The 26,999-nt window shown below is 65.0% G+C and carries 25 protein-coding genes; 11 read left to right on the top strand and 14 right to left on the bottom strand.

Features of this window, described 5'->3' with window-relative positions:
* Nucleotides 1-9: 9 nt before the first annotated feature.
* Both YUU_RS0105155 and hemA read right to left on the bottom strand, forming a co-directional pair.
* Nucleotides 10-3,519 (bottom strand): PAS domain-containing hybrid sensor histidine kinase/response regulator, encoded by a 3,510-nt coding sequence (locus YUU_RS0105155; protein WP_027521418.1) that lies wholly within the window; start codon nt 3,517-3,519, stop codon nt 10-12.
* Between the two features lie 398 nt (nt 3,520-3,917).
* A complete protein-coding gene (gene hemA, locus YUU_RS0105150) occupies nt 3,918-5,147 on the bottom strand; it encodes a 5-aminolevulinate synthase (RefSeq protein WP_027521417.1) in 1,230 nt (409 codons plus the stop codon).
* 348 nt (nt 5,148-5,495) lie between these two features.
* Between hemA and aroQ the strand changes: the two genes are divergently transcribed.
* Complete coding sequence (aroQ, locus tag YUU_RS0105145; protein ID WP_027521416.1) at nt 5,496-5,927, top strand: type II 3-dehydroquinate dehydratase; 432 nt, start codon at nt 5,496-5,498, stop codon at nt 5,925-5,927.
* A 9-nt stretch (nt 5,928-5,936) separates the two neighbouring features.
* Here the strand turns inward: aroQ and YUU_RS0105140 are convergent, their stop codons facing one another.
* The 4 genes from YUU_RS0105140 to YUU_RS0105125 all read right to left on the bottom strand — a co-directional run bounded on the left by YUU_RS0105140 (nt 5,937) and on the right by YUU_RS0105125 (nt 10,769).
* The gene (locus tag YUU_RS0105140) at nt 5,937-6,998 is read right to left on the bottom strand and encodes an MBL fold metallo-hydrolase (protein ID WP_027521415.1); all 1,062 of its coding nucleotides are present in this window, start codon (nt 6,996-6,998) and stop codon (nt 5,937-5,939) included.
* 190 nt (nt 6,999-7,188) lie between these two features.
* On the bottom strand, nt 7,189-9,330 hold the full coding sequence (locus YUU_RS0105135; RefSeq protein WP_027521414.1) for a methyl-accepting chemotaxis protein: 2,142 nt from the start codon (nt 9,328-9,330) through the stop codon (nt 7,189-7,191).
* 164 nt (nt 9,331-9,494) lie between these two features.
* The gene (locus YUU_RS0105130; protein ID WP_027521413.1) at nt 9,495-10,226 is read right to left on the bottom strand and encodes an outer membrane protein; all 732 of its coding nucleotides are present in this window, start codon (nt 10,224-10,226) and stop codon (nt 9,495-9,497) included.
* Nucleotides 10,227-10,448: 222 nt separating this feature from the next.
* Nucleotides 10,449-10,769 (bottom strand): hypothetical protein, encoded by a 321-nt coding sequence (locus YUU_RS0105125; protein WP_027521412.1) that lies wholly within the window; start codon nt 10,767-10,769, stop codon nt 10,449-10,451.
* Between the two features lie 123 nt (nt 10,770-10,892).
* Here YUU_RS0105125 and YUU_RS0105120 point away from each other — a divergent pair, with 123 nt between their 5' ends.
* The 5 genes from YUU_RS0105120 to irr all read left to right on the top strand — a co-directional run bounded on the left by YUU_RS0105120 (nt 10,893) and on the right by irr (nt 14,301).
* On the top strand, nt 10,893-11,231 hold the full coding sequence (locus YUU_RS0105120) for a hypothetical protein (RefSeq protein WP_027521411.1): 339 nt from the start codon (nt 10,893-10,895) through the stop codon (nt 11,229-11,231).
* A 175-nt stretch (nt 11,232-11,406) separates the two neighbouring features.
* Nucleotides 11,407-12,045, top strand: a complete 639-nt coding sequence (locus YUU_RS0105115; protein WP_027521410.1) for a TetR/AcrR family transcriptional regulator — start codon at nt 11,407-11,409, stop codon at nt 12,043-12,045.
* A gap of 253 nt (nt 12,046-12,298) precedes the next feature.
* Complete coding sequence (locus tag YUU_RS0105110; RefSeq protein ID WP_027521409.1) at nt 12,299-12,961, top strand: DUF3313 domain-containing protein; 663 nt, start codon at nt 12,299-12,301, stop codon at nt 12,959-12,961.
* Between the two features lie 21 nt (nt 12,962-12,982).
* On the top strand, nt 12,983-13,552 hold the full coding sequence (locus tag YUU_RS0105105; protein ID WP_027521408.1) for a DUF2147 domain-containing protein: 570 nt from the start codon (nt 12,983-12,985) through the stop codon (nt 13,550-13,552).
* A 263-nt stretch (nt 13,553-13,815) separates the two neighbouring features.
* Nucleotides 13,816-14,301: a Fur family transcriptional regulator Irr gene (gene irr, locus YUU_RS0105100; RefSeq protein ID WP_027521407.1), complete on the top strand. Its 486-nt coding sequence runs from the start codon at nt 13,816-13,818 to the stop codon at nt 14,299-14,301.
* Here the strand turns inward: irr and YUU_RS0105095 are convergent.
* Entirely contained in the window at nt 14,298-14,849 is a 552-nt protein-coding gene (locus tag YUU_RS0105095; protein ID WP_027521406.1) for a cytochrome b, read from the bottom strand. The genes irr and YUU_RS0105095 overlap by 4 nt on opposite strands.
* A 207-nt stretch (nt 14,850-15,056) precedes the next feature.
* On the opposite strand from YUU_RS0105095, the gene YUU_RS0105090 reads away from it, so the two are divergent.
* On the top strand, nt 15,057-15,866 hold the full coding sequence (locus YUU_RS0105090; protein WP_027521405.1) for an alpha/beta fold hydrolase: 810 nt from the start codon (nt 15,057-15,059) through the stop codon (nt 15,864-15,866).
* Between the two features lie 6 nt (nt 15,867-15,872).
* Here YUU_RS0105090 and YUU_RS0105085 read toward each other — a convergent pair whose 3' ends face one another.
* Nucleotides 15,873-17,414 (bottom strand): winged helix-turn-helix domain-containing tetratricopeptide repeat protein, encoded by a 1,542-nt coding sequence (locus tag YUU_RS0105085; protein ID WP_027521404.1) that lies wholly within the window; start codon nt 17,412-17,414, stop codon nt 15,873-15,875.
* Nucleotides 17,415-17,547: 133 nt separating this feature from the next.
* Here YUU_RS0105085 and mddA point away from each other — a divergent pair, with 133 nt between their 5' ends.
* Both mddA and YUU_RS0105075 read left to right on the top strand, forming a co-directional pair.
* Nucleotides 17,548-18,336 (top strand): methanethiol S-methyltransferase, encoded by a 789-nt coding sequence (gene mddA / locus YUU_RS0105080; protein ID WP_027521403.1) that lies wholly within the window; start codon nt 17,548-17,550, stop codon nt 18,334-18,336.
* 47 nt (nt 18,337-18,383) lie between these two features.
* Entirely contained in the window at nt 18,384-18,806 is a 423-nt protein-coding gene (locus tag YUU_RS0105075) for a GFA family protein (protein ID WP_027521402.1), read from the top strand.
* Nucleotides 18,807-18,992: 186 nt separating this feature from the next.
* On the opposite strand, the gene YUU_RS0105070 is transcribed toward YUU_RS0105075, so the two are convergent.
* Both YUU_RS0105070 and YUU_RS50050 read right to left on the bottom strand, forming a co-directional pair.
* Complete coding sequence (locus tag YUU_RS0105070; protein WP_027521401.1) at nt 18,993-20,555, bottom strand: winged helix-turn-helix domain-containing tetratricopeptide repeat protein; 1,563 nt, start codon at nt 20,553-20,555, stop codon at nt 18,993-18,995.
* Nucleotides 20,556-20,812: 257 nt separating this feature from the next.
* On the bottom strand, nt 20,813-21,202 hold the full coding sequence (locus tag YUU_RS50050; protein WP_035661360.1) for a BA14K family protein: 390 nt from the start codon (nt 21,200-21,202) through the stop codon (nt 20,813-20,815).
* 316 nt (nt 21,203-21,518) lie between these two features.
* On the opposite strand from YUU_RS50050, the gene YUU_RS0105060 reads away from it, so the two are divergent.
* Complete coding sequence (locus YUU_RS0105060) at nt 21,519-22,775, top strand: aminopeptidase (RefSeq protein WP_027521400.1); 1,257 nt, start codon at nt 21,519-21,521, stop codon at nt 22,773-22,775.
* A 10-nt stretch (nt 22,776-22,785) separates the two neighbouring features.
* Here YUU_RS0105060 and YUU_RS0105055 read toward each other — a convergent pair whose 3' ends face one another.
* A complete protein-coding gene (locus tag YUU_RS0105055; protein ID WP_027521399.1) occupies nt 22,786-23,346 on the bottom strand; it encodes a hypothetical protein in 561 nt (186 codons plus the stop codon).
* Between the two features lie 235 nt (nt 23,347-23,581).
* Between YUU_RS0105055 and YUU_RS0105050 the strand changes: the two genes are divergently transcribed.
* On the top strand, nt 23,582-24,037 hold the full coding sequence (locus YUU_RS0105050; protein WP_027521398.1) for a cupin domain-containing protein: 456 nt from the start codon (nt 23,582-23,584) through the stop codon (nt 24,035-24,037).
* Nucleotides 24,038-24,114: 77 nt separating this feature from the next.
* Here YUU_RS0105050 and YUU_RS0105045 read toward each other — a convergent pair whose 3' ends face one another.
* From YUU_RS0105045 to YUU_RS0105030, 3 genes are all read right to left on the bottom strand, one after another.
* A complete protein-coding gene (locus tag YUU_RS0105045) occupies nt 24,115-25,170 on the bottom strand; it encodes an amidohydrolase (RefSeq protein WP_027521397.1) in 1,056 nt (351 codons plus the stop codon).
* Nucleotides 25,171-25,320: 150 nt separating this feature from the next.
* Nucleotides 25,321-25,848 (bottom strand): hypothetical protein, encoded by a 528-nt coding sequence (locus YUU_RS0105035; RefSeq protein ID WP_027521396.1) that lies wholly within the window; start codon nt 25,846-25,848, stop codon nt 25,321-25,323.
* Nucleotides 25,849-25,922: 74 nt separating this feature from the next.
* The gene (locus YUU_RS0105030; protein ID WP_027521395.1) at nt 25,923-26,735 is read right to left on the bottom strand and encodes an MBL fold metallo-hydrolase; all 813 of its coding nucleotides are present in this window, start codon (nt 26,733-26,735) and stop codon (nt 25,923-25,925) included.
* Between the last annotated feature and the right edge of the window lie 264 nt (nt 26,736-26,999).

The following is a 26,999-nucleotide window of genomic DNA, read 5'->3' as shown; positions in this document are numbered from 1 at the left end:
GTATTTCGCTCACTCCGCCGCCACCATCTGCTGCGTGCGCCATTGGCCAAGCAAAGCGCGCAGTGAAGCCGGCTTCACCGGCTTGTTCAGCACCGCGATCTGCTCCTCGCGCGCCGCGAGCTGCACGGCCGGGCTGCGGTCGGCGGTGATCAGGATGGCGGGGATGTTGTCGCCGAAGCGGCGGCGGATGTCGCGGATAGCGGCGATGCCGTTGCCGCGATCGAGATGATAGTCGACGAGCAGGCCCGTCACGTTGCGGCCGGCCGCCTCGATCGCGCTGATCGCGCCCTCGGGATCGGCGACCGCGATGACCTCGGCATCCCAGGCCTTCAGCAGCGTGCGCATGCCGTCGAGGATCGCCGCGTCGTTCTCGATGCACACGATCAGCGCGCCGGCAATCGGTGTGCGTGCGAGCGGCGTGGCGCTGGTCACGGCCGCGGTATGGGTCGCAGCCTTCGCGGTCGGCACCGTCACCGAGAACATCGAGCCCCCGCTCGCATTGGCATCGATGGCGATGCCGTGCTTGAGCACGCGCGCCAGTCGCTCGACGATCGACAGGCCCAGCCCCAGGCCGCGTGCGATCCGCGCGCCCTGTTCGAGGCGGTGGAATTCCTTGAAGATCTCGCTGCGCTTCACGGCGGGGATGCCGACGCCGGTATCGTAGACGCAGACTTTCAGCGATTGTCCATGGCGGCGGCAACCGACCAGGACGCGCCCGCGCGGCGTATATTTTATCGCGTTGGAAATCAGGTTCTGGAGCAGGCGCCGCAGCAGCAGCCGGTCCGATTTGACCGCCAGCGAGCAGGGCATGAAGGTCAGCCGCAAACCCTTGGCGCGTGCAATCGGCGCGAATTCGATCTCCAGCGACCGCATCAGGTCGCCGATCTTGAAGCTCGAGATTGAGGTCGTCATGGCGCCCGCATCCAGCCGCGAGATGTCGAGCAGCGCGCCCAGGATCTCCTCGATCGCCTGGAGCGACTCGTCGATGTTCTCGACCAGCCGCGTCTCCTCGCCGCCATGCTGACGCTCGACCAGGCTCGTCGCGTAGAGCCGCGCGGCGTTCAGCGGCTGGAGAATGTCGTGGCTCGCCGCTGCGAGGAAGCGCGTCTTGGATATGTTGGCGTCTTCGGCGTTGCTCTTCGCCTGCGCCAGCTCCGAGTTCAGTCGGGTCAGCTCCTCGGTGCGGTCGCGCACCCGCTTTTCCAGCGTGGCATTGGCGCGCTCCAGTGCCTCCGCCGCCTCGAAGGTGGGCGTGACGTCGGTGAAGGTAATGACGAAGCCGCCGCCGGGCATGCGATTGGTCAGGACCTCGATGACCATGTGGCGATCGGGCAGGCGCTCCAGATACGGCGCGCTGTCGGTCGTATAGGCGATGAGCCGCCGCGCCAGCATCGCCTCATGGTCGTCGACTTCCGCCGGATTGCCGGCGCCCATGAATTCCAGGATCTCCCGCAGCGGCGTGCCGAACTGGATGAAATGCGGCGGCACGCTCAGCAACTCGCCGAACTGCCGGTTCGAGCAGATCAGCTGCAGGTCCTCGTCGAACACGGCGATTCCCTGGCGCACATGGTTGAGCGCGGTCTGGAGGATCTCGCGGTTGAAATGCAGCGCCGCATGGGAATCGTCGAGCAGTTTGAGCGCGGCTTTTGCCGATACGGTCCGCTTGCGCAGCAGGAGCGACATCACGAGGCGTGAGGAGGCCGCCCCGATCGAGGAAGCGATCATGTGCTCGGCATGCTGCAGCAGCTCGAAATCGGCCGGCGCCCCGGCTTCGAGCCGCACATTGCGCCGTGCTGCAAAGGCCTCGAAGGAATGCCGCGCGCGGTCGGGCCCGAGATATTGCGCGACGGTGCTCTGGATGTCCTGCACGGTGACGGTGGTGCGCCAGCGGCGGAAATTCGGTGCGATCGGCGCGAGCGTGTTGGGGACGAACAGGTCGCCCTGCACGAGCTCGATCGAGCTCGGCTGGCGCGCCAGCGAGAGCAGTACGTAGGTGAGGACGTTGAGCGACAGCGACCAGGCGACGCCATGCAGCAGCGGCGGCAGGTCGGCGCCGAACAGCGCCTGCGGCCGCAACGCTTCGATGCCGAACGGACCGTGCTGGAGGAGCAGGATGCCTGACGTCGAGGAGTCGAGGAAGCTCGGCAGGAACAGCGTGTAGAGCCACACCGCGAAGCCGACCAGCATGCCGCCGATGGCGCCGCGCGCGGTCGCGCGCCGCCACAACAGGCCGCCGAAGAAGCTCGGCGCAAGCTGGGCGATGGCGGCAAAGGACAGCAGACCAATCGCCGCGAGCTGGGTGTTGCCGAGCGCGCGATAATAGAAATAGGCCATCACCATGATGGCGAAGATCGCGAGCCGCCGTGAGCGCAGCAGGAAGTTGATGAAATCCGTGGCGCCGGCGCGGCCCTCGGGCCGGCGCTTCAGCACCAGCGGCACCACCAGGTCGTTGGAGACCATGATGGAGAGCGCGACGCATTCCACGATCACCATCGCGGTCGCCGCCGACAATCCGCCGACGAAGATGGCGACGCTGAGCAGGTCGTTGCCGCCCTCCATCGGCAGCGCCAGCACGTACATGTCGGGGTCGATCGCGCCGAACGGGAAGGTCACGAGGCCGGCGAGCGCGATCGGGATCACGAACACGTTGATGGCGACGAGATAGAGCGGGAACAGCCAGCGTGCGCGGCCGACCTCGGCATCGGACGAATTCTCGACCACGCTGACGTGGAACTGGCGCGGCAGCAGCATGACCGCGCAGAACGACAGCAGCGTCATGGTGAGGAAGTTGCCGATCGAGGGCGAATAGTTGATGGCGCGCACCGCCTCCGGCGTCTTCATCGCGCGCTCGATCAGTTCCTGCGGCGAGAACATCCAGAAGGTGACGAAGGCGCCGGCGGCGAGGAAGGCGACCAGCTTGACGATGGATTCGGTCGCGACCGCGAGCATCAATCCGTGCTGATGCTCGGTGGCGTCGGTCTGACGCGTGCCGAACAGCACGGCGAAGGCCGCCATCGTCAGCGTCACCATCAGCGCCATGTCGCCGAGGATCGGGATGTGGGAGAAGGCCTGGTCCTCGCTCAAGATGGTTTCGAGCGAGGAGGCGACGGCCTTCAGTTGCAGGGCGATATAGGGCACCGAGCCGATGATCGCGATCAGAGCGACCGTTGCCGCCACCGCCTGGCTCTTGCCGTAGCGCGCACCGATGAAGTCGGCGATCGAGGTGATGTTCTGCGCCTTGGCGAGCTGGATCACGCGGCGCAGGATGCCGGTGCCGATCCCGATCATCAGGACCGGGCCGACATAGATCGCGAGGAAGTCGGTCGAGGTGCGGGTGGCGAAGCCGACCGAGCCGAAGAAGGTCCACGAGGTGCAATAGATCGCGAGCGAAAGCGGGTAGATCAGGCCGGAGGCACGGCCGGCTTTAGCCTGGGAGCGGCGGTCGCCATGACTCGCCACCAGGAACAGAAAGCCGATATAGCCGAAAGCGGCTGCGATCACGCCCCAGTCATGCAGCATTGCTGGGGAACCTCTCCCTTGCGTCGCGGCGGGGGCCGCGTCCGATCTCATTTTCCGAAGAAAATCTAGCGCTTAAGCCTGCCGCAAGCGACAGCCATTTTTCCGGTTGCCGCAGGAACCATCATCGTCGTTAAGCCGCGCGGTGTGGCCTGACCGCACGGTGGTCTCAGGCCTTCCGAGAGAGTCCCCGTGTGGCACCCCCCCTCCCTGACCCTCCCCCGCAAGGGGGGAGGGAACGGGGCGAGCATCGCCCGCTGCAACAGGCACGAGACAAGCTCCGTGTCCGTATGTGCGCTCAATCGACGTGAGGGTAAGCACCTGTCTCGCTCCCTCCCCCCTTGTGGGGGAGGGCTGGGGAGGGGGGGTAGCCCCGGGGACGGTGGCAGTTGAAGAAGGACCTACTCCGCCGCCAGAGATTTCTGGCGCAGTGGCAGGCCGAGGCGGTCCCAGACCTGGAGCAGGGCTTCAGCGAGCTGATCGATGAGGCCGTCGTCGTGATAGGGCGAGGGCGTGATACGCAGCCGCTCGGTGCCCTTGGCCACGGTGGGATAGTTGATCGGCTGGATGTAGATGCCGTGCTCTTCGAGCAGGAGGTCGGAGGCCTGTTTGCACTTCTCGGGATCGCCGACGAACAGCGGCACGATGTGGGTGTCGCTCGACATCACCGGCAGGCCGGCGGCATCGAGGATCGCCTTGACGCGGGCGGCGCGGTCCTGGTGGCGCTCGCGCTCCCAGCTCGAGGTCTTCAGATGCTTGATCGCGGCGGTCGCGGCCGAGCAGATCGCCGGCGGCAGCGCGGTGGTGAAGATGAAGCCTGGCGCATAGGAGCGCACGGCGTCGATGATCTGGCCATTGGCGGCGATGTAGCCGCCGAGGCAGCCGAAGGCTTTCGCCAGCGTGCCTTCCAGGATGTCGATGCGGTGCATCACGCCGTCACGTTCGGCGATGCCGCCGCCGCGCGGGCCGTACATGCCGACCGCGTGGACTTCATCCACATAGGTCATCGCGCCGTATTTCTCGGCGAGGTCGCAGATTTTTGCGAGCGGGGCGACGTCACCGTCCATCGAATAGAGGCTCTCGCAGGCGATCAGTTTTGGCCGGCTCGGGCCGGCGGCCTTCAATAGCGCTTCGAGATCGGCGAGATCGTTGTGGCGGAACACGATCCGTTCGCAGCCGGACTGACGGATGCCCTCGATCATCGAATTGTGGTTGAGCTCGTCCGACAGGATCAGGCAGTTCGGGATCAGCTTTGCGATGGTCGCAATCCCGGTCTGGTTCGAGACGTAGCCGGAGGTGAAGAGGAGAGCGGCCTCCTTGCCATGGAGATCGGCGAGCTCGGCCTCGAGCTGCACCAACGGATGGTGCGTGCCGGCGATGTTGCGCGTGCCGCCCGCACCGGTACCGACCCGGGTCGCAGTCTCGACCATGGCGCCGACCACCTTCGGGTGCTGGCCCATGCCGAGATAGTCGTTGGAGCACCAGATCACGACGTCGCGCTTGCCCTTGGGCGAGTGCCATATCGCATGCGGGAACCGGCCGGCGATACGCTCCAGATCGGCGAAGACGCGATAGCGCCGCTCGGCGTGGAGGCGGTCGAGGGCGGAATTGAAGTACGCGTTGTAATCCATCGGCAGACCTGCGGCTGAACCTGGGCCCATGCGGCCATTTCTTCTTAGAGCTTTTCCAGCTCCAATGTCTATGTACCAGCCCACATTTGGCGGTGCGGCGGGCAGCGCCATTCATAGCGGCGGGCCATCGGTAATAATTGATGTGGATCAACCGGCTAGTGCCACCGCGTCGCGGCGGGGGAGCCGGCCGCTTGGGCTGCGCCGTCGCGCTCAGGCGGCATGGACATTTTGTCCATGGCGCTTCGCCGGTCATGATCGCGGAACCGGCTGAGCCTGGCTCGTGGCCCTTCTCCTGAAATGGCTGCGGTGCCGCCGGCCCGGCGAACAGCTCATGCAAAGGGAAGCGCTATGAAACGAGTGATGATCCTGAACGGCCCGAACCTCAATCTCCTCGGCGTGCGCGAGCCGCACATCTACGGCACGACGACGCTTCCCGAGATCAAGGCGAGCTGCGAGGAGGCCGCCGCGAAGCTCGGACTCACGGTTGCCTTCCACCAGTCCAACCACGAGGGTGTCCTCGTCGACCTGATCCAGTCGGCGCGGCAGGATGCCGATGCCGTCATCATCAATCCGGCCGGCTTCTCCTTCACGTCGGTTGCGATCATGGACGCGATCAAGGCGTTCGAGGGCCCCGTGCTGGAGGTGCACATCTCCAACATCCACGCCCGCGACGAATATCACAGGCACTCGAAGATTTCGTTCGTCGCAACCGGTGTGATCTGCGGGCTCGGGCCCTATGGCTACATCGCGGCGATGCACGCGATCGCGCAGATGAAGTGAGCCGAGCGCTCAGGTCGTCCTGAACTGAAGCATGCCGTCCTTCTCTTCGGCGGTCAGTCGTCCCTCGACGAGCATGTAGTTGACGTGGGCGATCAGCTCGCCCGCGGCAAAGCCCATCTGGTGGGGATCGAGCACGTGCTTGTGGAACACGACCGGCACGAGCTGGGACGAGGTCTGCGGCACCTCGCGGCAGGCTTCCGCGATCATCCGGCAGCGCTCCTCGTGATGATCGGCGAGCTGCTTGATGCGGGTCTTCAATCCGTAGAACGGCACGCCGTGGCCGGGCAGCACCAGCACGTCATAGGGCAGCGTCGTGGTGAGGCTCGCGAGCGAGGCCAGATATTCGCCGAGCGAGTTCTGGTCGGGCTCGACAGCCCAGACACTGACGTTCGGCGAGATCTTGCTCAGCACCTGGTCGGCGGACAGGAACAGCTTGTCGTCGGCGCAATACAGCATCACCTGGTCGAGCGCGTGCCCGCCGCCGGTGATCACCTTGAAGCGGCGCGTGCCGATCACGACCTCGTCGCCATGCGAGATGCGGCGGTAGGAGGCCGGCAGCACCGACACGCGCTTCAGATATTCCTGGCCGCGGCCGAGCAGCTTGTCGGTCAGCGTCTCGTCCATGCCGTGGCGGCGGAAGAACAACCGCTGCGCGTTGCGCCGCTCTTCGGTGCCGCGATTCTGGTGGTAGACCGATTGCAGATACTCGACCTGCGACATCTCGAGCGGACAGTTGAACCGCTCGACGATCCAGCCCGCGAGCCCGACATGGTCAGGATGGGAGTGAGTGACAATAAGCCGCGAGATGTTGACGCCCTTCAGCGGCCCGTCGAACAGCTTCGTCCAGGCCTCGATCGTCTCCTCATTGCCGAAGCCGGAGTCGATCATCGCATACCCGTCGCCGTCGGAGAGCAGGTAGATGTTCACGTGGTTGAGGCGGAACGGCAGCTTGAGCCGCACCCACAACACGCCGGGACGCACCTCCACGACCTCTTCAGGGCCGGGGTGCTGTTCCCAGGGGTAGCGCAGGGCCTCGGCCGAGGACTGCACACTGTCGCTCTTCGAATGCATGCACTATCGGTACCCGCACATCGGGCGGGACGCCAGCCGAAAAACCACGCGGGGTGACGTTCGCATGGCCGTCATTCCGGCGGGCGGACACGACGTCATTCCGGGGCGCGGCAAAGCCGCGAACCCGGAATCCCGAGGTAGTGGCGCGCGATTCCGGGTTCGGTGCTGGCGCACCGCCCCGGAATGACGATCACGCCGCGCGGATATTGCTGAGGAACGCGTCGATTTCCCCGCGCAGCACGTCGGCCTCGCGGCGCAGCGCATCGGAGGCGCTCAGCACCTCCGTCGCCGCGGCGCCCGCCTCGGCCGAGGCCGTGGAGACGCCGACGATGTTGCTGGAGACCTCGCTGGTGCCACCGGCGGCGTGCTGGATGTTGCGGGCGATCTCGTGCGTCGCGGCACCCTGTTCCTCGACGGCGGCGGCGATCGCCGTGGTCACGTCGTTGATCTCGCCTATGATCTGGCCGATGCCCCTGATCGCGCCGACCGCAGAGGTCGTGACCTGCTGCATGCTGGCGATCTGGGTGCGGATCTCGTCCGTGGCCTTCGCGGTCTGACTTGCAAGGCTCTTCACTTCGGAGGCGACCACGGCGAAACCGCGGCCGGCTTCGCCGGCGCGTGCCGCTTCGATCGTGGCGTTGAGCGCGAGCAGATTGGTCTGCGAGGCGATGGTCTGGATGAGATCGACGACCACGCTGATGCGGCTCGCGCTGTCGGCGAGGCCCTGCACGGTCGCATCGGTCGCTCCGGCTTCGATGACCGCCTTCTTGGCGATCTCCGCCGAGGTGACCACCTGGCGGCTGATCTCGGCAATCGACGATGACAATTGCTCGGTGCCGGCCGACACCGTCTGCACGTTGACCGAGGTCTCCTCGGCGGCCGACGCCACGGCGTTGACCAGCGCATTGGACTGGTCGGCCGTCGACGACATGCTCTGCGCGGTCGTCTGCATCGAATTGGCCGATTGAGCGAGGTTGTCGATGGCTGTTCGCACGGTGCCTTCGAACGATCCGATCTGCGCTTCCATGCGCGCGGCGCGCTCGGCTTTGGCGGCGCGGTCCTTGTCCTGCTCGCTGGAGAGCGCGCGGGCCTCGATCATGCTCTGGCGGAACACCTGAAGCGTATCGGTCATGGCGCCGATCTCGTCATTGTGTTTGGTGCGGACGATCTCTGCGTCGAGATCGCCGGTCGAGAGCAGCTGCATCGCGCGCTGCAGTCCGCCAATGCGGCGCAGGATGTTGCGTCCGACATAGAGCCAGACGAACAGCACCGAGCCGACCAGGGTCAGCGCGCCCAGCGCCAACATGACCATGGTGGCGAACGAAATCTGCCTGCGCGCCTGGAAGGTCGAGTCGTTGGTCTCCTTCTGCACGCCTTCGACGAGTTGCTGCACGCTGATGCCGAGGCCGACATTGAGCTTGCGGGTTTCGTCGAGCACGGTCTGGCCGTAGTCGGTGGCGTCGAGCTCCTTCTCGCGCAGGTTGAACACGCCGGTCTTGCCGGTGCCGAGCGCCAGCAGCCTTTCGGCCGTCTCGCGCAGCATCTTGCTGCCCTGATTGTCGGGCAGCAGGTCGAGGTTGGACCGCAGGCGGCCCTGGGCCGTCTTGAAATCCTTCTGGATGTCGTCGAGCTTGTCGGCGGTATTGGCCGAGAGCGCTGCGCTCATGTCGGCCGCCGCGAGATTGCCGCTGGCGACGACATTGCCGAGCTGGCCGACGGTCTGCGCGGCTTCGGTGGCGTCTTCGGCCGACAGGTTCGCCGAGCCGAGAATCGCGTTCACCTGGGTTTGGGCATTGAGCATCGCGGGACTTGCCGCGCCGACGAAATCGCCCTGCGCCTTGCGTAGCGCATCGTATTGCTTGTCGTGAAGGGCCGCGACGTCGAGCCGCTCGCGCGCGGCCGAAGTCAGGCTTTGAGCTGCCTCATTGAGATTCTTGATGGTGTCGTTAAGTCCCGTGACGATCGTCTTGTCGGCGCCGAGCTCGATGATCTCGCCGAGCTTCTGCTGGACCTGCTGCTGCAATTCCCTCAGCTTCTTGGTGCGCTCGTTCAGCGCGTCCTCACTCGGCGCGGCGAGCAGGGCCGGTCCCTGTGCCGCGAGGCTCGCGCTCAGTGCCGACAATTGCAGGCTTGCGGCGAGGCGCGGGATGTCCCGTCCGCTCAGGTCGATCATTCGCTCGCCGAGATTTTGCAGCACGTAACCGGCGCCCGCCGAGATCACGAGGCCCATGCCCGCGATCACTGCGAAGGCAGCGAACAGGCTGCCGCGCACACCCCATTTAGGCAACGAGACACGAGGCCTGAATCTGCCCAGGCTCACACGGATCGCCATCAGAATTCCCCCAGCCGATTACTTTATGTTTTGCGGCCGGCAGTATCGGGGGAGCGAGTTAAAAAATCGCAAGTGGCGCAATCGCTTGCGCTCTTTCCACACGGCGAAAAAAGAAGGGCCGGCGAGTCTGCCGGCCCTTCCGCAGGATCAGTTGTGGTTAGCGATCAGTAACGCGCGGCCACCGGGGCGCCCCAGTTGAAGCGGTAGTTGACGCCCGCCTTCACGGTGTGGTCGTCGGTGGTGAAGCTGCCGGCGGGCACCAGCGCGGCCGGAGCGGTGAAGGTGGCGCTGCCGAAATTGTAGTACTGGTACTCGGCCTTGGCCGACCAGCTCGGGGCAAACATGTATTCGAGGCCGGCGCCGACGGTGTAGCCGTTGCGATGATCGCCGGAGATCGCGAACGCGACCGGCGCGCCGCCGAGCGTCACATGCTCGTTGTTGTTCGAATAGGCGTAGCCGCCCTTCACGTAGAGCAGGCCCGGACCCCAGGTGTAGCCGACGCGGCCGGTGATCGAGCCGAGGCCGCGCTGGTCGTTGGTGTAGGCGTAGCCGCTCGGGAACACCGCGCCGACGCTGCCGGACAGCCAGGAGTACTGGCCTTCGACGCCGACCACAAAGTTCGGGTGGAACTGCCAGTCCGCGCCGACCTGGAGACCGCCGAGAAAGCGACCGTTGCCGTTGTTGCCGGTGGAGAGGCCGTTGAAATTGTTGTCGCTCGAGAACGCGCCGCCCAGATGCGCACCGAGATAGAAGCCGGTCCAGTTGTAGATCGGCGCGACATAAGCCGGCGCAGGCGTCTTGCTGTAATAGGGGCGGGCGCCGAGATCGGCACCGACGGCGGGCGCGGCCGCGCTTAACGAGAGCAGCGTAACGGTCGCGAACAGAATCTTCTTCATCGTCTCTAACTCCAACACTTCATTCCCGGCAGGCGCGCATCCCGCGCCGTCGTTGCTTCGCAGATAGCGGGCTTTTGACTAAAATGCTGTCACATGCGTGGCACAGCGGCAGCCAACCCAACGCATTGGCCGGCAAATGCTTTTCGTGCTTAACGGCAGCTTAAGAAACGGTGAAGGAAGGCTTAACGCGCAGCGCTTGAGGAGACGATCGGCCGCTCTTCGTCAAGCAAGACGCCTGCGGACTTCCTCGCGCATCTGCTCGCGAAATTTTTGGCGCTGTGCGGGCCGATCCTTCTCGGCGATGGTGTGGCGATCGAAGATGTCGAACTTGTCGAGGATCGGATAGCGCTCGCTCGCCATCGCGAGCACGCCGAGCACCTTGGCCGCCGACGCGCTCGGGCCGCGCACCTCCCAGCGCCGGATCGTCACGGTTCCGTTCGCGGCCGGCAGGCCGCACAGCTTCGCCATGTCGGCGACCGTGAGCTCCCGGCCGATCGCTTCGGACAGGTCGGCGCGCAATTGCTTCAGTTCGGGGCCCGTCATGTCACCTCGAGTAAGCGAAGTCGATGAGGTGAATGCACTAGCGCTGATTCGGGCCGATCCGAAGGCGGGCGTGGTCGTGCTAATGTTCCCCTTGCCGGTCGAGCGTCAGCGAGGGGAAATCGCATGCCTGTGTTCAAGCTGCCCCTGTCGGGGGATGTCGTGCAGTCCATCTATCCGTCGTTCTTCAGCCCCACTGGCAGCCAGTTCGGGCTGGTCAACATCACGGTCGGGCAGTCCTCGGCGCCCGAGGTCGAGAGGGACGTGCTGTCGGATGTCGGCAGCTACGGCAGGCAGATCGGCCAGATCGCGGATGCGCTGCTGGTCGTCATCGAGCATCTGGAAGGTGAGGCCGATGGGACGCTCGAGCGCGACAAGGCGATCAAGGAGTTCAAGGCGATGCTGCACGGCGTGGCGAAGGTGAAGGAAGCTCACCGTCGCGAGGCGCGCCGTCCGCGCGACTGATCACGCCGCCGGCGCGCGCTCTTTCCGTCCGGCATGGCCGCGAGCACTCGCGCGTGGGCTCACAGGTCCCGTTCCGCGCCGCAAGATGAAAGTCTCGACAGTCGTCGCACAAAAAACGTACAGCGCGATCCTGTTTTCACTTGATTCATCTCCCTGTCACGGAGACAAGTCCGCCATGGACAACGCCACCCGCTCGGAACGATCTCGCAACGCTGCGCTTGAAGCGGCGATTGCCATCATTGCGCGCGATGGACCCGGCCGCCTCACGCTCGACGCCATCGCGCGCGAGAGCGGCCTCAGCAAGGGCGGCGTCATGCACCAGTTCCGCACCAAGGAAGCGGTGCTCAAGGCGTTGCTCGAGCGGCAGATGGCGCATTTCGAGGAGTTCTCCAAAGGCTACATGGCGAAGGTGAGCGCCACCTCCGCGAATCCCGCGCTCGCGACCCAGCTCGCGACAGTCCGCGAAGCGGCCGCGTCGCCGAATTCGGCGGCGCTGGCGCTGGTCGCGGCCATGGTCGAAAACCCGGGCCTGATGTCGCTGCCGCGCGATCGCGAGATGAAGAGGGTCGCGGCCATCAAGGCTGAGGCCGCCGACCCGGATCTTGCATTGCTGCGCTGGGCCGCTGCACGCGGACTGCTGCTCAGCGGCCTGTTCGGCATGTCGCCGCTCAGCAAGGAGGAGCATCAGCGCCTGTTCGCGCGCCTGCTCGACGATAGCCAGTGGAGCGCGCTGGAAAAGCCTGCCAAGCCGCGCGCCGTGAAGGCGGGTGCAGCGACACCCGCCAAGAGCGCGACCGCGCGCAAGCGCGCCTGATTCGCCGTTAACGATTCTGCCTCGATCCTCTCGTCGGCCCGGTCTGCGGCCAAACGGCATCACCCGCTCTTGGCACTTTACAAACCGACTAGTCGGTTTTATAAGCGAAAACACTGAGGCCCGGCCCAAGGCTTCGGATCATGGCCCCGGAAGATGCCTTGGGTCGGTAATTGTGAGCACCGCAGCCGCGTTCTTGTCCCGTACGCGGCTGCGGTCGCCGCTGCCTCGCGTCGCGCCTTAAGAGGAGTGAGGAATGGATCGCTCGATCGCCATGCGCGGTCTGGGAACGCTTGCGCTGTGCGCCGTCGTGGTCGGCTGCGCCAGCGTGACGCCGGTGCCCTATTCGGAGATGGCCTCGTCGGCCTACATGGCGCCGGACAAGTCGGACACCTCCGGCCGCGTGCCCTACCGCTACGCCACGCAGGTCGATTGGCGCACCTACAATAAAGTCATCCTCGACCCCGTCGTAATCTACCGCGGCAAGGATCATCAGTTCGGCGACATGTCCGACAAGGACAAGGCGACGCTCGCCGCCTACATGCAGAACCGCTTCGCCGACAAGCTGCGCAGCCGCTTTGCGCTGGTGACTGCCCGCGGGCCGAACACGCTGCGGGTGCGGCTCACCCTGACCGGCGCAGTCGCCAACACGCCGGTGCTCGGCACGCTGTCGCGCTTCGATGTCGCGGGCGCCGTCTATAACGGCGTGCAGGCCGCGCGCGATGGCGAGGGCACGCTGACCGGCTCGGTCATCTACGGCGTCGAGATCTTCGACGCCTCGACCTCGCGCCTGCTCAGCGCTTACGTCACCAAGCAATATCCCGGCGCCTACGACATCAAGGCGAGCGTCGGCTCGCTCGCCGCCGCCACGGCCGGCATCGACAAGGGCGCCGACGCCTTCATGGCGCAACTGAACTGAAGCCAGAGAGGCCGCCGAAAGATGAACATCCTTCTTCGCATCGTCGTCCGCGTCGCGATCACCGTCGCGCTGATGATCTTCGACGGCCGCGCCGGGGCGGTGAGCCCAACTGATCCCGCCGGCACCTGGGTCACCGAGGACGGCCGCGCCCGCATCCGGCTCGAGCGCTGCGGTTTGGGGAGCGACCGCATCTGCGGCTTCATCGTCTGGATGAAGACCCCGCTGGATGCGCGCGGCCAACCGCTCCGCGACAGTGAAAATCCCGATCCCGACGAGCGCGCCCGCGCGCTGCTCGGCCATCAGCTCATCTTGGGCCTCGAGGCGACACCGGAGGGCCGCTTTGTTGGCGAGATCTACAATGCCGAGGACGGCAAGCGCTATTCCGTCTCGCTGTGGCGCGAGGCCGCCGACAGACTGAAGCTCAAGGGCTGCCTGATCAGGTTCTTGTGCCAGACCCAGACCTGGCAACAGTCCCTCGACGTCCAGCCCGGCCAGCTCGTCGGCCTGACCGGCGACGTCAACGGTCCCCGCGCCGACAAGGAATGGGCCGCCGCGCCGCCGCCGAAGCCGGCGCAGGTGAAGGCAAAGTAAGGACTTTGCCGCGGCGGCCGCTCGCCCGTCTGATGAAGCGTCGTGCTGTCGCGACAAGCTCGTCATTGCGAGCGTAGCGAAGCAATCCAGAATCTCTCCGCGGAGGGACGCTGGATTGCTTCGCTGCGCTCGCAATGACGGCGTGGAGGCAGTTGCTCGCTAATCGGTAGAGGTTCGCTCGACCGTCCCGTCCGCTGAATTTGATCCGGATCAAAGCCAACGCCTCGCTTTTGCGATCCGATGGCAACAACAGCGGATTGGCAATGGACGTCCTTTCGACCGATATCTCCTCACCTGACGCAGGCGAAGTCACGCTGGAGACCGCCGACGACATCGGCCTTGCCCGCTGCGTGCAATTGCTGCGCGATGCCGGATTGAGACCGACACGCCAGCGCGTAGATCTGGGGCAGCTCCTGTTCCTGAACGGCCACCGGCATGTCACGGCAGAGGCGCTGTTCGAGGAGGCGATCGCGGCGAACATGCGGCTGTCGCTCGCAACCGTCTACAATACGCTGAACCAGTTCACCGAGGCGGGCCTGTTGCGCCGGATCGCAGCCGACGGCCTGAAATCGTTCTTCGATACCGACACCAGCGTGCATCCGCACTTCTACCTCGAAGGCGAGGACATTCTGGTCGACGTCTCCGAGGGGCTGAGCTTCACCAAACTGCCGGAGGCGCTGCCGGGGCACGATATCGTGCGGCTCGACGTCGTCGTGCACCTTCGCAAGAAGCCGGCGCCAAGAGGCTAGCCCCGCGACCACGGCAGCATGCGCTTCAGGGTGCGGTCGCGCAGCACGTAGTGGTGAAGAAGCGCGGCTGCGGCGTGCAGCCCGACCAGGATCAGCAGCGCGTTGGTGAGCGCCTCGTGCACTTCCCTGACGTCGCGGGCGAAAGCGCGGTCGGCCGCCCAGGGCGAGGCGATTTCGACCAGGCCGAACACCGGCAAGGCATGACCGCGGGCGAATTGTACCAGAATGCCGGCGACCGGCGCGGCGACCAGCAGCGCATACATTATATAGTGCATCGCGCTCGCCGCGCGCTCGCTCCAGGGGCCGATCGCGGCATCCGGCGCGGGCGGCGGATCGGTGAGACGCCAGCACAGCCGCACGGCGACCAGCACCAGGATCAGAAGCCCGAGGAAGATGTGGATCAGCTCGCCGGCTTCGCGCTGCGGTCCGCGCGGCAACGCGTCGCCGAACTCCCCGAGCAGCCACGCGCAGAACACCAGCGTCACGACGGCCCAATGTAGCGTCATCGCGACCGCGCCATAGCCCTCGGCTGAATTGCGAACCTGCATCGAGAATTCCCGTCCTCAGACAGTGTGGCGGACGGGCAGTCAACGGCCATTGATGCAGGTCAATTTCGCGGATCGCGTCATGTCCGGATCACCGCAAAGGTGATGACACTGTTCCATGCCGCGTGCCAAGATGCGTCCGATCGCCAAAAGCAGTTTCAACAACCAGATCGGTGGATCATGAATGATCGGCCTTTTCCAGGACCCGCCTTGCGCCCGCTGAGCTTGCAGATCGGCGCCCAGAAAATCGCCGGCTTTGAGAGCGCAGGCACCTGCCGCCCGATCCTCCTGATCCACGGCAATTCGTCCTCGTCCCGGATCTGGCAGAAGCAGTTGCAGGGGCCGTTGGGGGCAAAATTCCGTGTGATCGCGATCGACCTGCCGGGCCACGGCGCGTCGTCGCCGCCGCCCAATCCTGAAGCCGATTATTCAGGTGGTGGCTATGCGTCAGTGATCGCCGCGATCGCCCGTGAGCTCGATCTGAAAAACGCCGTGGTGGTCGGCTGGAGCCTCGGCGGCCATGCCGTGCTCAATGCGGCGGCCGCGCTGCCGATGGCCGCCGGTCTGATGATCTTCGGCACGCCGCCGATCGGCAAGGCGCCGGACGGCTTTTCCGGCTTCAAGGGCCTGTCGGCCACGGTGTTCACGCCGAAGCCGAGCGAGGCCGAGATCGAGGAATGGACGAAATCGGCCTTCGCGCCGGGCTATGCGCCGATTCCCGATTTCGTCGTCGTGGACTTCCGCAACACGGACGGCAACGCTCGGGGCTATCTCGGCGCCAACGTCCAGGCCGGCCGCATCTCCGACGAGGCCGAGATCGTCCGCAATCTCAAAATTCCGCTTGCGATCGTCCACGGCCGTGAAGAGCAGATCGTCGATCTCCGCTATCTCCAGCGACTGGCGGCGCCGACGCTGTGGCGCGGCGAGGTGCAGGTGATCGACGGCGCCGGCCATGCGCCGCAATGGGAGAAGGCGGAGGCGTTCAACAAGGTGCTCGACGAATTCGCATCGAGCGTTTGATCTTCCTCACCTCAATCCCGCCCTTCGAAATCCCTCCAGATAATGCTCGCGATCCGCTTCGCTCCGCCAGGGCAGTTGCGTCGTGATCCAGGCGAGTGAGATGTTGGGTTGGGTGCGGCGCAGCTCCTGCAAGGCGGTCGCGGCGAGCTCCTGGTCGCCGGCCATTCCGGCCGAGACCGCGAGCACGCGATAGGCGCCGGTAAGATCGCCGCGGTGGCGAATCGCCTCCCGGGCAAGTGCGATCGCCTCGTCATAGCGGCGCTCGGTGAAGCGGGCATAGCCGGCGATCCCGTAGTAGATCGCGAGCGACGGATCGCGCGGACTGAGGCGGATGGCCTTTTGCGCCGCGTCGAACGAGCAGCTCGAACGGCCGGCATAGGACAGCGCCAGCGCGTAATAGCCCTGCGCCAGCGAGAAATTCGGATTGAGCCTGAGCGCCTGCTCGAACTCCGACAGCGCGTCGTCGAGCCGCCGCGTCGAGAAATAGACGCTGCCGAGCGCGGTATGCGCCCAGGCATCCTCATGGTCGCACTTGACCGCCGCGAGCGCGGCTGCTTCCGCGATCGGCGCGGCGGTCGCAAGCTCCGCCCAGCCGAGATGCACGCCGAACATGTGGCTTGCCGCCAGCACCGACTGCGCCTGGCCATAGTCGGGATCGATCGCAATCGCCTGCGCGAGCAGCGCCTGCGCCATCAGATGATCCTGCCGCGTCACGCGCCAGTAGTGCGACAGCCCTCGCATCACGAGGTCCCAGGCGTCCAGGCTCGCCGGCTGCTTGCGCCGGGCGTGAAAATTCTCCGCCGCATAGATCTGCGGCTCGATCGCCGCGACGATCGCGCTGGTGATCTCGTCCTGAACGGCGAAGACGTCGCCGAGCTCGCGATCGTAATGCTCGGCCCAGATGTGGCTGCCGGTGACGGCATCGTTGAGCTGCGCAGTGATCCGCACGCTGCCGCCGGCCTTGCGCACGCTGCCTTCGACGACATAGCCGACGCCGAGCTCCTCGGCGATCTGCCTGATATGGACGGCGCGTCCCTTGTAGGTGAAGGACGAGTTGCGGGCGATCACCAGGAACCAGCGCACCTTCGACAGCGAGGTGAGGATGTCCTCGGCGATCCCGTCGCAAAAATACTCCTGCTCGGGGTCGTCGCTCATGTTCTCGAACGCCAGCACCGCGATCGCCGGGCGCTCGGGCGCGCTTCGTAGCGCCTTCGTCTCGGCCGCAGGCGGCGCCGGCGTCTCGTCCAGCACCTCGCCGACGAAGCGAAAACCCTTGCGCGGGATGGTCTTGATCAGCCGCTGCGCCGCGCCGTCGTCGCCGAGCGCCTTTCGCGCCGCGTTGATGCGGCTATTCAGCGCAGAGTCCGAAACGATGCGGTTGTCCCAGACCTCGCTGATCAGGTCGTCCTTCGTGACGACGCGGCCCCGCTGCGCGACGAGGTGCACGAGCAGATCGAATACCTGCGGCTGCAATGGAACCGGAACGCCGTCACGCGTGAGCTCGCGCAGGTCGCAGTCCAGCACATGATTTTCAAAGCGAAATCGCACGTCTCATCGTCTCAAGCAAAAATCAGCGTCGTCTCAGGCGAAAATCAATCGTCCGCAAAAGCCTGGGGACGTCCGATCCGGCAGGGTGCAGCGACTTAATGAGTGCCAGTCGTTCGGCACAACGGAGCTGTCTATGACCCAACTGGATCAGCAAGTTCATTCTATCAGCCAGAATGTCGTGGGCTCCAAAGTGTTCAGGTTCATCGCCTTTCTGTACGGAATTGCGGCCTATCTCGTATTTCTCGCGACCATCCTCTACGCCATCGGTTTCATCACGGGCCTGGTGGTGCCGAAAAGCATCGACACCGGAACCGATTCCTCGGCGATCGAGGCCGTCGTCATCAATCTGCTCCTGATGGCGCTGTTTGCCGTTCAACACAGCGTGATGGCACGGCAGCAGTTCAAGGAGTGGTGGACGCAGTTTGTGCCAAAGGCCGTCGAGCGCAGCACCTATGTGTTGCTGGCGAGCCTGTCGCTGCTGCTTCTGTTCTGGCAGTGGCGGCCGCTGCCGGCGATCATATGGGACGTCCAGGACCCGGATGTCGCCGTGACCATCGTCACGCTATCCTTCGCCGGTTGGGTGCTGGTCTTCACCTCGACCTTCCTGATCAATCACTTCGAGTTGTTCGGTCTGCAGCAGGTGACGCAGCAACTGGTCGACAAGCAGGCCTCGCCGCCGCGTTTCAGGACGCCGCTGTTCTACAAATTCGTCCGGCATCCGCTCTATCTCGGCTTCATCATCGCAGTCTGGGCCGCGCCGACCATGACCGTGGGGCACCTGCTATTTGCATCCGTGATCACGCTCTACATCCTGCTCGGCATCACGCTCGAGGAGCGCGACCTCGTCGCGCTGTTTGGCGACGAGTACCGGCAATACAAACAGCGCGTATCGATGCTTATTCCCTGGCGCAGGTCAGTTTGATCTTCGCCTCAACTAGATCTGCATCCTCATCCAAGGAGAACACTTCAATGAAACACCTCGGAAACTGCTTCTGCGGCGCGGTCGCGATCGAAGTGACGGGCGCGCCGGAGGCGATGGGTTATTGCCATTGCCGCTCCTGCCGCTCGTGGTCGGGCGGGCCGGTCACCGCCTTCAGCCTGTGGAAGCCGGAGGCCGTGCGCATCACCGACGGCGCTGATCACGTTGCGACCTACGCCAAGACGCCGCTCAGCCAGCGCAAATATTGCCGCAAATGCGGTGGCCATCTTATGACCAGCCATCCGCCGCTCGGCCTGATCGACGTCTTCACCGCGACCATCCCGACGCTCGCTTTCACGCCCACCGTCCACGTCAACTACGCCGACACCGTGCTGCCGATGCGCGACGGCCTGCCTAAGCTGAAGGATTTTCCTGCAGAGTTCGGCGGCAGCGGCGAGATGATGAAGGAGTAGGTGATTGCTTCGCCTCTCCCTGCTTGCGGGGAGAGGCCGGAATGCACGCGCAGCGCGGATTCCGGGTGAGGGGGAGCTTCCGCGAGTCCAACTCTCGCCGTGACTGCGGATGCAGCCCCTCACCCCAACCCTCTCAGCGCGAGCGAAGCTCGTCGCGGCCCCGTAAGAACGGGGAGAGGGGGTAGGCTACCTCAACCCCGCGCGCCGCAAGCCCTTGAGGTAATGCTCCCGATCCTCGGCGCGCTGCATCGGCAGCTCGCTGGCGATCCAGGCGAGCGACACGTTGGGCTGGGCGCGACGCAGGCCCTCGAGTGCGGAGGCCGCCAGCTCGCGATTGCCGAGCATGCCGGCGGCGGCCGTCAGCGCGCGATGGGCGCCGACGAAATCGCTGCGTTGCCTGAGCGATTCGCGCGCGAACTGGATCGCTTCTTCGTAGCGATGGCCGATGAACTGCGCATAGGCGGCGACCCCGCAATAGATCGCCGAGAAAGGATCGCGCGGACTGAGCCGCAGGGCCCGGCGCGCGGCGGCATCGCCGTCTTGCCAGCGGCCCGCATAGCACAGCGTCACGCCGTAGAAGGCGTGCGTCATGGCAAAATTGGGATTGAGGCGCAGCGCCAGTTCGAATGCAGCGATGGCGTCGTCGAAGCGCCGCCGGAACAGATAGGTGTAGCCGAGCCCGTGATGGGCCCAGGCGTCGTCGCGGTCTGCCTCGACCGCGGCGAAAGCGGCGCGCTCCGCGATCGGCAGCGTGGCCGCCATGTCGGCCCAGCCCATATGGGCGCCAAACATATGGCTGGTCGCGAGCAGGCCGAGCGCCTTGCCATAGGCCGGATCGATCGCGATCGCCTTCTCCAGTAGCCCCTGGGCTGCGACATTGTCGCCCCGCGTGATGCGCCAGTAATGCGACAGCGCTCGCATCACCAGATCCCAGGCATCCAGGCTTCCGGGCGGCTTTTGTTGGGCGCGAAAGCTTTCGGCGGCGTAGAGCTGCGGCTCGATCGCGGCGACGATGGCGTCGGTGATCTCGTCCTGCACGGCGAAGACGTCGGCGATGCTGCGATCGTAGCGCTCGGCCCACAGATGGCTGCCGGTCGTGGCGTCGTTGAGCTGCGCGGAGATGCGCACCCGGTCGCCGCTCCGCCTGACGCTGCCCTCGACGACGTAGCGCACGCCGAGCTCGCGGGCGATCTCGCCGATATGTACGGCGCGGCCCTTGTAGACGAAGGAGGAGTTGCGCGCGATGACGAAGAACCAGCGCAGCTTCGACAGCGCGGTGATGATGTCCTCGCTGATCCCGTCGGAAAAGTAATCCTGCTCGCGGTCGCCGCTCAAATTGGTGAAGGGCAGCACGGCGATTGCAGGGCGATCGGGCAGCGGCAGCGCCGCCGGGGCTTCCCTGGCCTGGCCGGCTGGCTCCGCTGGGCGGCCATGGCCGTTCCGCATCTCGACGTTGCCGACGAAGCGAAAGCCTTTGCGCGCCACGGTGCGGATCAGCGCCTGGCTCGCGCCGGAATCGCCGATCGCCTTGCGCGCCGCATTGATCCGACTGGTCAGGGTCGATTCCGAGACGGAACGCCCAAGCCAGATCTTGTCGATCAGCTCATCCTTCGTCACCACGCGGTCGCGATTCCGCATCAGGTGAACGACGAGGTCGAAGACCTGGGGCTCGACTGCGACGGGAACCTGATCGCGGCTCAGCTCCCGCCTGTCGGTGTCAAGTAGATGATCGCTAAACAGAAACTGCACTGCGACGGCTCTGGCCTCACGACAAAATCAAGCATCTGAAACGGCAACATGAATTGGGCTTTGATTCTGTGAGTCCATCGAGACGCACTCCTGGTTCATCGAAGCGGCGTCGGTTGCCCTGAACTGGGCAGATGCCAGCCATGTCGTCGATGGGCGGCCGGGCGATGGAACCGGCCGAGAGGGGGGGTCAGGACTTCCAAGGGTGGGCAAAAGCCGCACTTTGCGCCCTGTCCGCCCTGCGATTTATGACGAGGGGGTTACGGACACGGATGACGGCGGCCGTCATCGCCGAGGAAGGTGCCGCTATTCGGATCGAAGGACCGGTAGCGCTGCATGCAATAGGCGACCGCATCGTCGGCAGGCGGTGCGGCATAGTAGGCGGGCGGCGGAGGCGGATAGCCTGGACCATAATAGGAAGGTGCAGCGAGCGCGCCGCCGATCAGCGCGCCGGCTGCGAGGCCGCCGACGAATGCGCCGCCGCCGAAGCCGCGATGTCCGTACCAGCGGACCTGCTCGACATTTGCGGATTGCGATGGCGTGACCGCCAACGGATGGCCGATCGGTGCAGCGGACGCTGGCGACAGCGCGCCTGCTGTGAGGCTTGCAAGCAGCAAGACCCCGCCAACAGAACGAAACGATTTCAACATCAAGGTCTCATCGTCATGCAAAGGCGATCGACGCCTCGCGCCAGAGATAAAGCAACCTGCCGGTGCCGATGGATTAAAGTTTCGACAGGATGACGGCTCGCAACGACTGCGTTGCAGAACCGCGCCACAATCGCGGCGCCCGTTTCACCGAAAAATGACCTCGGCCTCGCTCGATCAGGCTGCCGGCGCGGCAACGTGTTGAAAACCAAGATGCGTGAAATTGCGTATCTTGGCTCAAGGCGCGCAATTGGCTCGCGCACTTGCGCCATGCGATGCTAGACTTAGATGGAATAGAGATTTCGGCAGAGGGCCCGGCATGACCGATCAACGCAATACCTCAACTCCCATCGATCCCGCAAAACTCGACCGGCTGGCCGAGGTGGCGGTGAAGGTGGGCCTGGGCTTGCGGCCGGGCCAGGATCTGCTGCTCACCGCACCGGCGATCGCGCTGCCCCTGGTGCGACGGATCGCCGTGCATGCCTACAAGGCCGGCGCGGGCATCGTCACGCCGATCCTCTCCGATGAAGAGATGACGCTGGCGCGCTACCGCCACGGCCACGACGAAAGTTTTGATCGCGCCGCCGGCTGGCTCTACGAGGGCATGGCGAAGGCATTCTCGGAGAATACCGCGCGGCTGGCCATCGTCGGCGACAATCCGATGCTGCTGTCGGGCGAGGATCCCGCCAAGGTGGCGCGCGCCAGCAAGGCCAATTCCATGGCCTACCAGCCTGCGCTGGAAAAGATCGTCAATTTCGACACCAACTGGAATATCATCGCCTATCCGAGCTCGTCCTGGGCGAAGCAGGTGTTTCCCGATGATCCCGAGGAGATCGCGATCGGCAAGCTCGCGGACGCGATTTTCGCCGCGTCCCGCGTCGATCGCGAGGATGCAATGGCGAACTGGGCGCAGCACAATGCAGCGCTGCGCGAGCGCACGGACTGGTTGAACGGCAAGCGTTTCCGCGCGCTGCAATACTCCGGTCCCGGCACCGATCTCACCATCGGCCTTGCCGATGGTCATGAATGGGAAGGCGGTGCCTCGCTCTCCAAGAACGGCATCAGTTGCAATGCCAACATCCCGACCGAGGAGGTCTTCACCACCCCGCATTGCCGTCGCGTCTACGGCCACGTCGTCAGCTCGAAGCCGCTGTCCTATCAGGGCACGCTGATCGACAACATCGCGGTGCGATTCGAGGACGGCAAGATCGTCGATGCAAAGGCCTCGCGCGGCGAGGAGGTGCTGAACAAGGTGCTCGACACCGACGAAGGCGCGCGGCGGCTCGGCGAGGTGGCGCTGGTGCCGCATTCCTCGCCGATCTCGCAGAGCGGGCTGTTGTTCTTCAACACGCTGTTCGACGAGAACGCGGCCTCGCACATCGCGCTTGGCCAGTGCTATTCGAAGTGCTTCATCAATGGCGCCAAGCTGACGCCGCAGCAGATCGCGGCACAGGGCGGCAACCAGAGCCTGATCCACATCGACTGGATGATCGGCTCAGCCGAGACCGACATCGACGGCATCCTGGCCGACGGCAGCAAGGAGCCGGTGTTCCGCAAGGGCGAGTGGGCAAAGTAGGCCGCGAGCCTCACGCCGCTGCGTTGCGCAGCATCGGATTGCGATCGATCGTGAAGCGGTTGAACAGCGTGGTGAACGGACTGCCATCGGTCGTGCGCACGATGGCGTCGGACGCGGCGACCGCTTCATAGAGCGCGCCGACGGGATCCTCCAGGGCAGAAAGGCCAAACGCGTCACGGATCGCGTCGCGGGCGTCGTTGATGTCGTCCTCGTCGTCGAGCGTCGCCTCCAGCGCGACCGCCGCGCGCCGCATCTCGTCGACGTCGCCGCCGGCGGAGAATTTGAGGATGTCGAGCCAATAAGGACAGGCGACGACGATCTGGATGAAGTCCTCGAATGTCGCTGCGATGATGCCGGCGCGGCCCTCCGACGACGCATAGAGCACATGGTTTGACGGCAGCAGCACGAACGCGCCGCCCGTGCCGTCACTGCCGAGCTGCCGGGGCGCCTCGATGCCGTCGATGGAGAACCAGTCCGGCGGCCCGTCGTCGACTTCAAGGGAGACGTCGAGGGCCGCGAGCTGCTCGGCGACCTCGCTATTGGCGCTGACGGCCTCGGGGAAGAGGGGCATCGGACAGGCTCCTTGCTGATTGGACTCCGCGCATTTTGTCGCACCCTGCAAAAACCGGGTTCAAATGCACGAATCCAAAGGCAAATCGGCGCGTTAGGCGCGCCGCACATGCAACTTGCGGCTGATTGTCCGGGCAAGCGTAAGGAAGAATTAAAAAACGGCTTCTAGCGTCATAGGCACTGTTTGAAGCGGCCCGAGGGGCCGGCCAGTCATATTGTATCCCCAGAGGAAGCCAATGTCGCGCGCGTCAATTGAAACCGGAAGTTGTGCCGTCGATCTGGAGCTGCGGCCGATCGAGCCGTCCTGGATCATCGAAGGCAATCCGGTGTCGCGGTCGCACATCCTGTCGACCAGCGCCGACGGCACCGCATCGACCATCATCTGGTCCTGCACCGAAGGGCGCTTCAACTGGTACTACGATTTCGACGAGACCATCATGATCCTGGAAGGATCGATCGTGCTCGAGAGTGAAGGCATGCCGCCGAAGCGCTACGGCGTCGGCGACGTGATCTTCTTCCGCGACGGTGCGCATGCCAAATGGCACGTCGAGGGCCACGTCAAGAAGATCGCCTTTTGCCGCAAGACCAATCCGGCGCTGATCGGCTTCATGGTCCGGGTCGTCAACAAGCTGAAGCGGATGTTCCTCTCGCCCGGTGAGCGTCGTCCCGCGACCCTCATGGGTGCCGGCTAACCCGAAGTTCTACCAAGGCGCTTCCCAGCGAATGGTGTCGGAAGGGGTCGGGACTGACGTCCCGGCCCCTTCTCATGTCATGACGGCAGTTCTAGCCGGTAGAAGCTGGACGCCGTCTGCGAAAACAGCGCCGTCTTCTCGGCTTCGCTCAGCGGCGCCGCGATGCGCTTGAACGCATTGAAGATCACCTGGTAGCTGCACTGGCCCTTGTCCGGCGGGAAATTGCTCTCGAACATCGCGCGCCTCGCACCGAACGCCTCGATGCAGGTCTCGACATAGGGCCGCCACGCCGCCGCAAGCTCCTCGGACGACGGCGGCCTTTCGCGCAGATGGAAGTCAAAGCCGAGCAGGCACATCGCAAGTCCGCCGAGCTTGACCACGACGTTCTCGCATCTCGCGATCTCCTTGATCGCGGCCCGCCACGCCGGAAACACCTCCTCGCGCCGTCCTGCGAACCGGCCGGTGCCGGCCGGCCCGCCGCAATGGTCGAGCACGATTCTGGTGTCGGGAAAGGCCCGCGCCAGTTCGGTCAATTCGCCGATCTGCGGATGAAACAGCCAGGCGTCGAAGCTCAAGTTGAGAGGCGCGAGGCAGGCAAAGCCCTTGCGGAAGGTCGCGTCCTCCAGCAACCCCCTCGGCCGGTTGGCATACATGCCCGCGACCACCGGGTCCTCGTCCCAGGCGGAGGAATGCCGGATACCGCGAAAGCGGCCGTTACCGGCGGCGATCTCGGCTTCCAGCACCGGCTTTGCCGCATCGCCAAGCAAGAGATTGACGTGGCTGACGATGCCGGCACAGATCGCGGCCTTGCCATAGCCGCCGCTCGCACTCATCGCGGCAACGCCATTGGCGAACTCGACCTCACCGACGGGACGGAAGGCCTCGGGCCCGTGTGCGCGGTACATCGAGCGGCAGTCGACATACACGGTTGCAATGAGGTTGTGACCGGAGGCGATGTCAGCGGCCATCTCCTCGATCAGATAGCGCTGCCCGCCGCGATCCCAGAGATGGTGGTGGGGATCGACGATCGGCCGTAAGGGATCGAGGATGTCCTCGCGGTGGAGCGCGAGCCAGTCCTCGCGCGGATCGGCAAAGAGTCCGCTCTTGTTGGCGGGCATGCTGCTCGCGGCCATCGCATTCGCTCCCCTGATTGTCGTTGCCGATGAAGCTAACATCCGGGGACGATGCGCGGCAGCGCGTGTTGCGCAACCGCGCCCTTCGGCAGGAGCGCATCAGGAGCATGATCCGGAAAAGTGTGAAGCGGTTTTCCGAAAGGATCATGCTCAAACAATAACCCGGCGCCGCCGCGCCTTCACCTCCACCACCAGCTGCCACTCCGGCGCGGTGGCCGGCTTGGCCTCGCCGAGCCAGTGGAACGCGTTCTCGGTGATCTCCGTAAAGCTCCAGCGTGACAGGTCACCGCTGTCGGTGGTGCCTTCCTGCACGATATCAGCGCCGCTGCGACGGCCGATCTGCTGACGGAACACGCTGCGGCCGGGATCGAGCCAAAAAATCCGCCAGGCGTCGATGGTCGGATCGTACACGCGCAACGTCGTGCCGTACCAGTTGCCAGCGATCGGGAAGGGTGGCGCGTCTGTTGCGCGCGGGATCATCCAGACGTCCTGGATGGCGCGGCCCTCAAGCACCCAGCCGAAATGGATTTCGCCGGGTGCGCGATGGGTGGTGCCGTCGGGTGCGTGCGCGATGACCTCGGCATCCCAATCGCCGATGAACTGGCCGTAAAGCCTTAGCGCTTGCGCATGTTCGCGGTTAGGCCCGTCGGCGTGCAGAAATCTGGCAAAGTCGGTCATGTCAGTCTCCGTTGCTGCGGATAGACCATCACGCGCAGACGGCGACCGGCTTGGAGAAAATTGCGCGAGGCCACTCACACGCCGTCGAGAATGATCACCGTCGGAGTGCCCGGCAGCGAATCCCGCGAGATCCGCAAGGAGCGTTCGAGGCGCCGGTCGATCTCGAAGTCGCGGCCGATCCGGCGCATGAAGTCGTCGAGCGGGGTGGCGAAGCGGTGCATCGGCAGCACCACGGAGGCTCGCAGGCGTTTCGTGATCTCCGAGATGCCGTCGAGCGACATGGTGTAAGTGCCATCGATCGGCACCATGACGATGTCGAGGCGGCCGATCTGGGCAAAATGGCTGTCGTCGAGCTTGTGGTGGAGATGGCCGAGATGGCCGATGCAGAGGCCCGCGACCTCGAAGATGAAGATCGAATTGCCGTCACGGATCATGTCCGTGCCGGAATCGTCGCCAAAGTAACGGCGGATGTCGGTGGTGACGTTGCGGATGAAGGTGTCGCCGATGCGCTCGGAAATCACCGCCGGCTTGCCGTCTTCGCCCCAGCCATGCAGCACATGGGGAATGCGCTTGTCGGGATATAGCGAGTAGTGCGTGCTGTGCGCCCGGTTCATGGTGACGACGTCGGGGAGCCGGCCGACCTGATAGGCGCCGCTATAGTCGGTGGCGATGCGCAAGCCGCCGGGTGTGTCGATGAAATAGGTGGAATGGCCGGCATAGGTGATCTCGACCTCGGCGGCATTCGCCGCCTGCCGAAAGGCGACCGGCAGTACGCGCGGCGCCGCATTGGCCATCGCCAGGCACTCGCTGCGCTGTGGCTGCTGGGCGGTCGCGGGCGCGAGGGATGCGCCGAGCAGCGCAAGGATCGCGGAAACAAGTCGCCACATAGATCCGTCCCCAATGACGTCGGGGAAGTCTAGCGTGCAATCCGGCCTGCGGCCAATGTGCCGCGATCAACAGCGCGTCAGGATCGCGGACATTGGAGCCTGATCAGTTTTCCGGCGCCGTTTCGCGCCATTGCCGCTCGAAGACATTCGGCTAGACCCGAACGTCCCGGAAAGCGCGCCGTGCGCGATCGATGCCCAGACCACGGGTTGCTCGATCGCGCTCAGCCTGGGCGTTAGGGCAGCATTGGCGGCGCCACAGAGGGC

The sequence above is a fragment of the Bradyrhizobium sp. Ec3.3 genome, assembly GCF_000472925.1.
Lineage (GTDB): Bacteria > Pseudomonadota > Alphaproteobacteria > Rhizobiales > Xanthobacteraceae > Bradyrhizobium.
The sequence above is the reverse complement of the archived record's forward strand: the minus strand, read 5'-3'. Positions and strand labels throughout refer to the sequence as shown.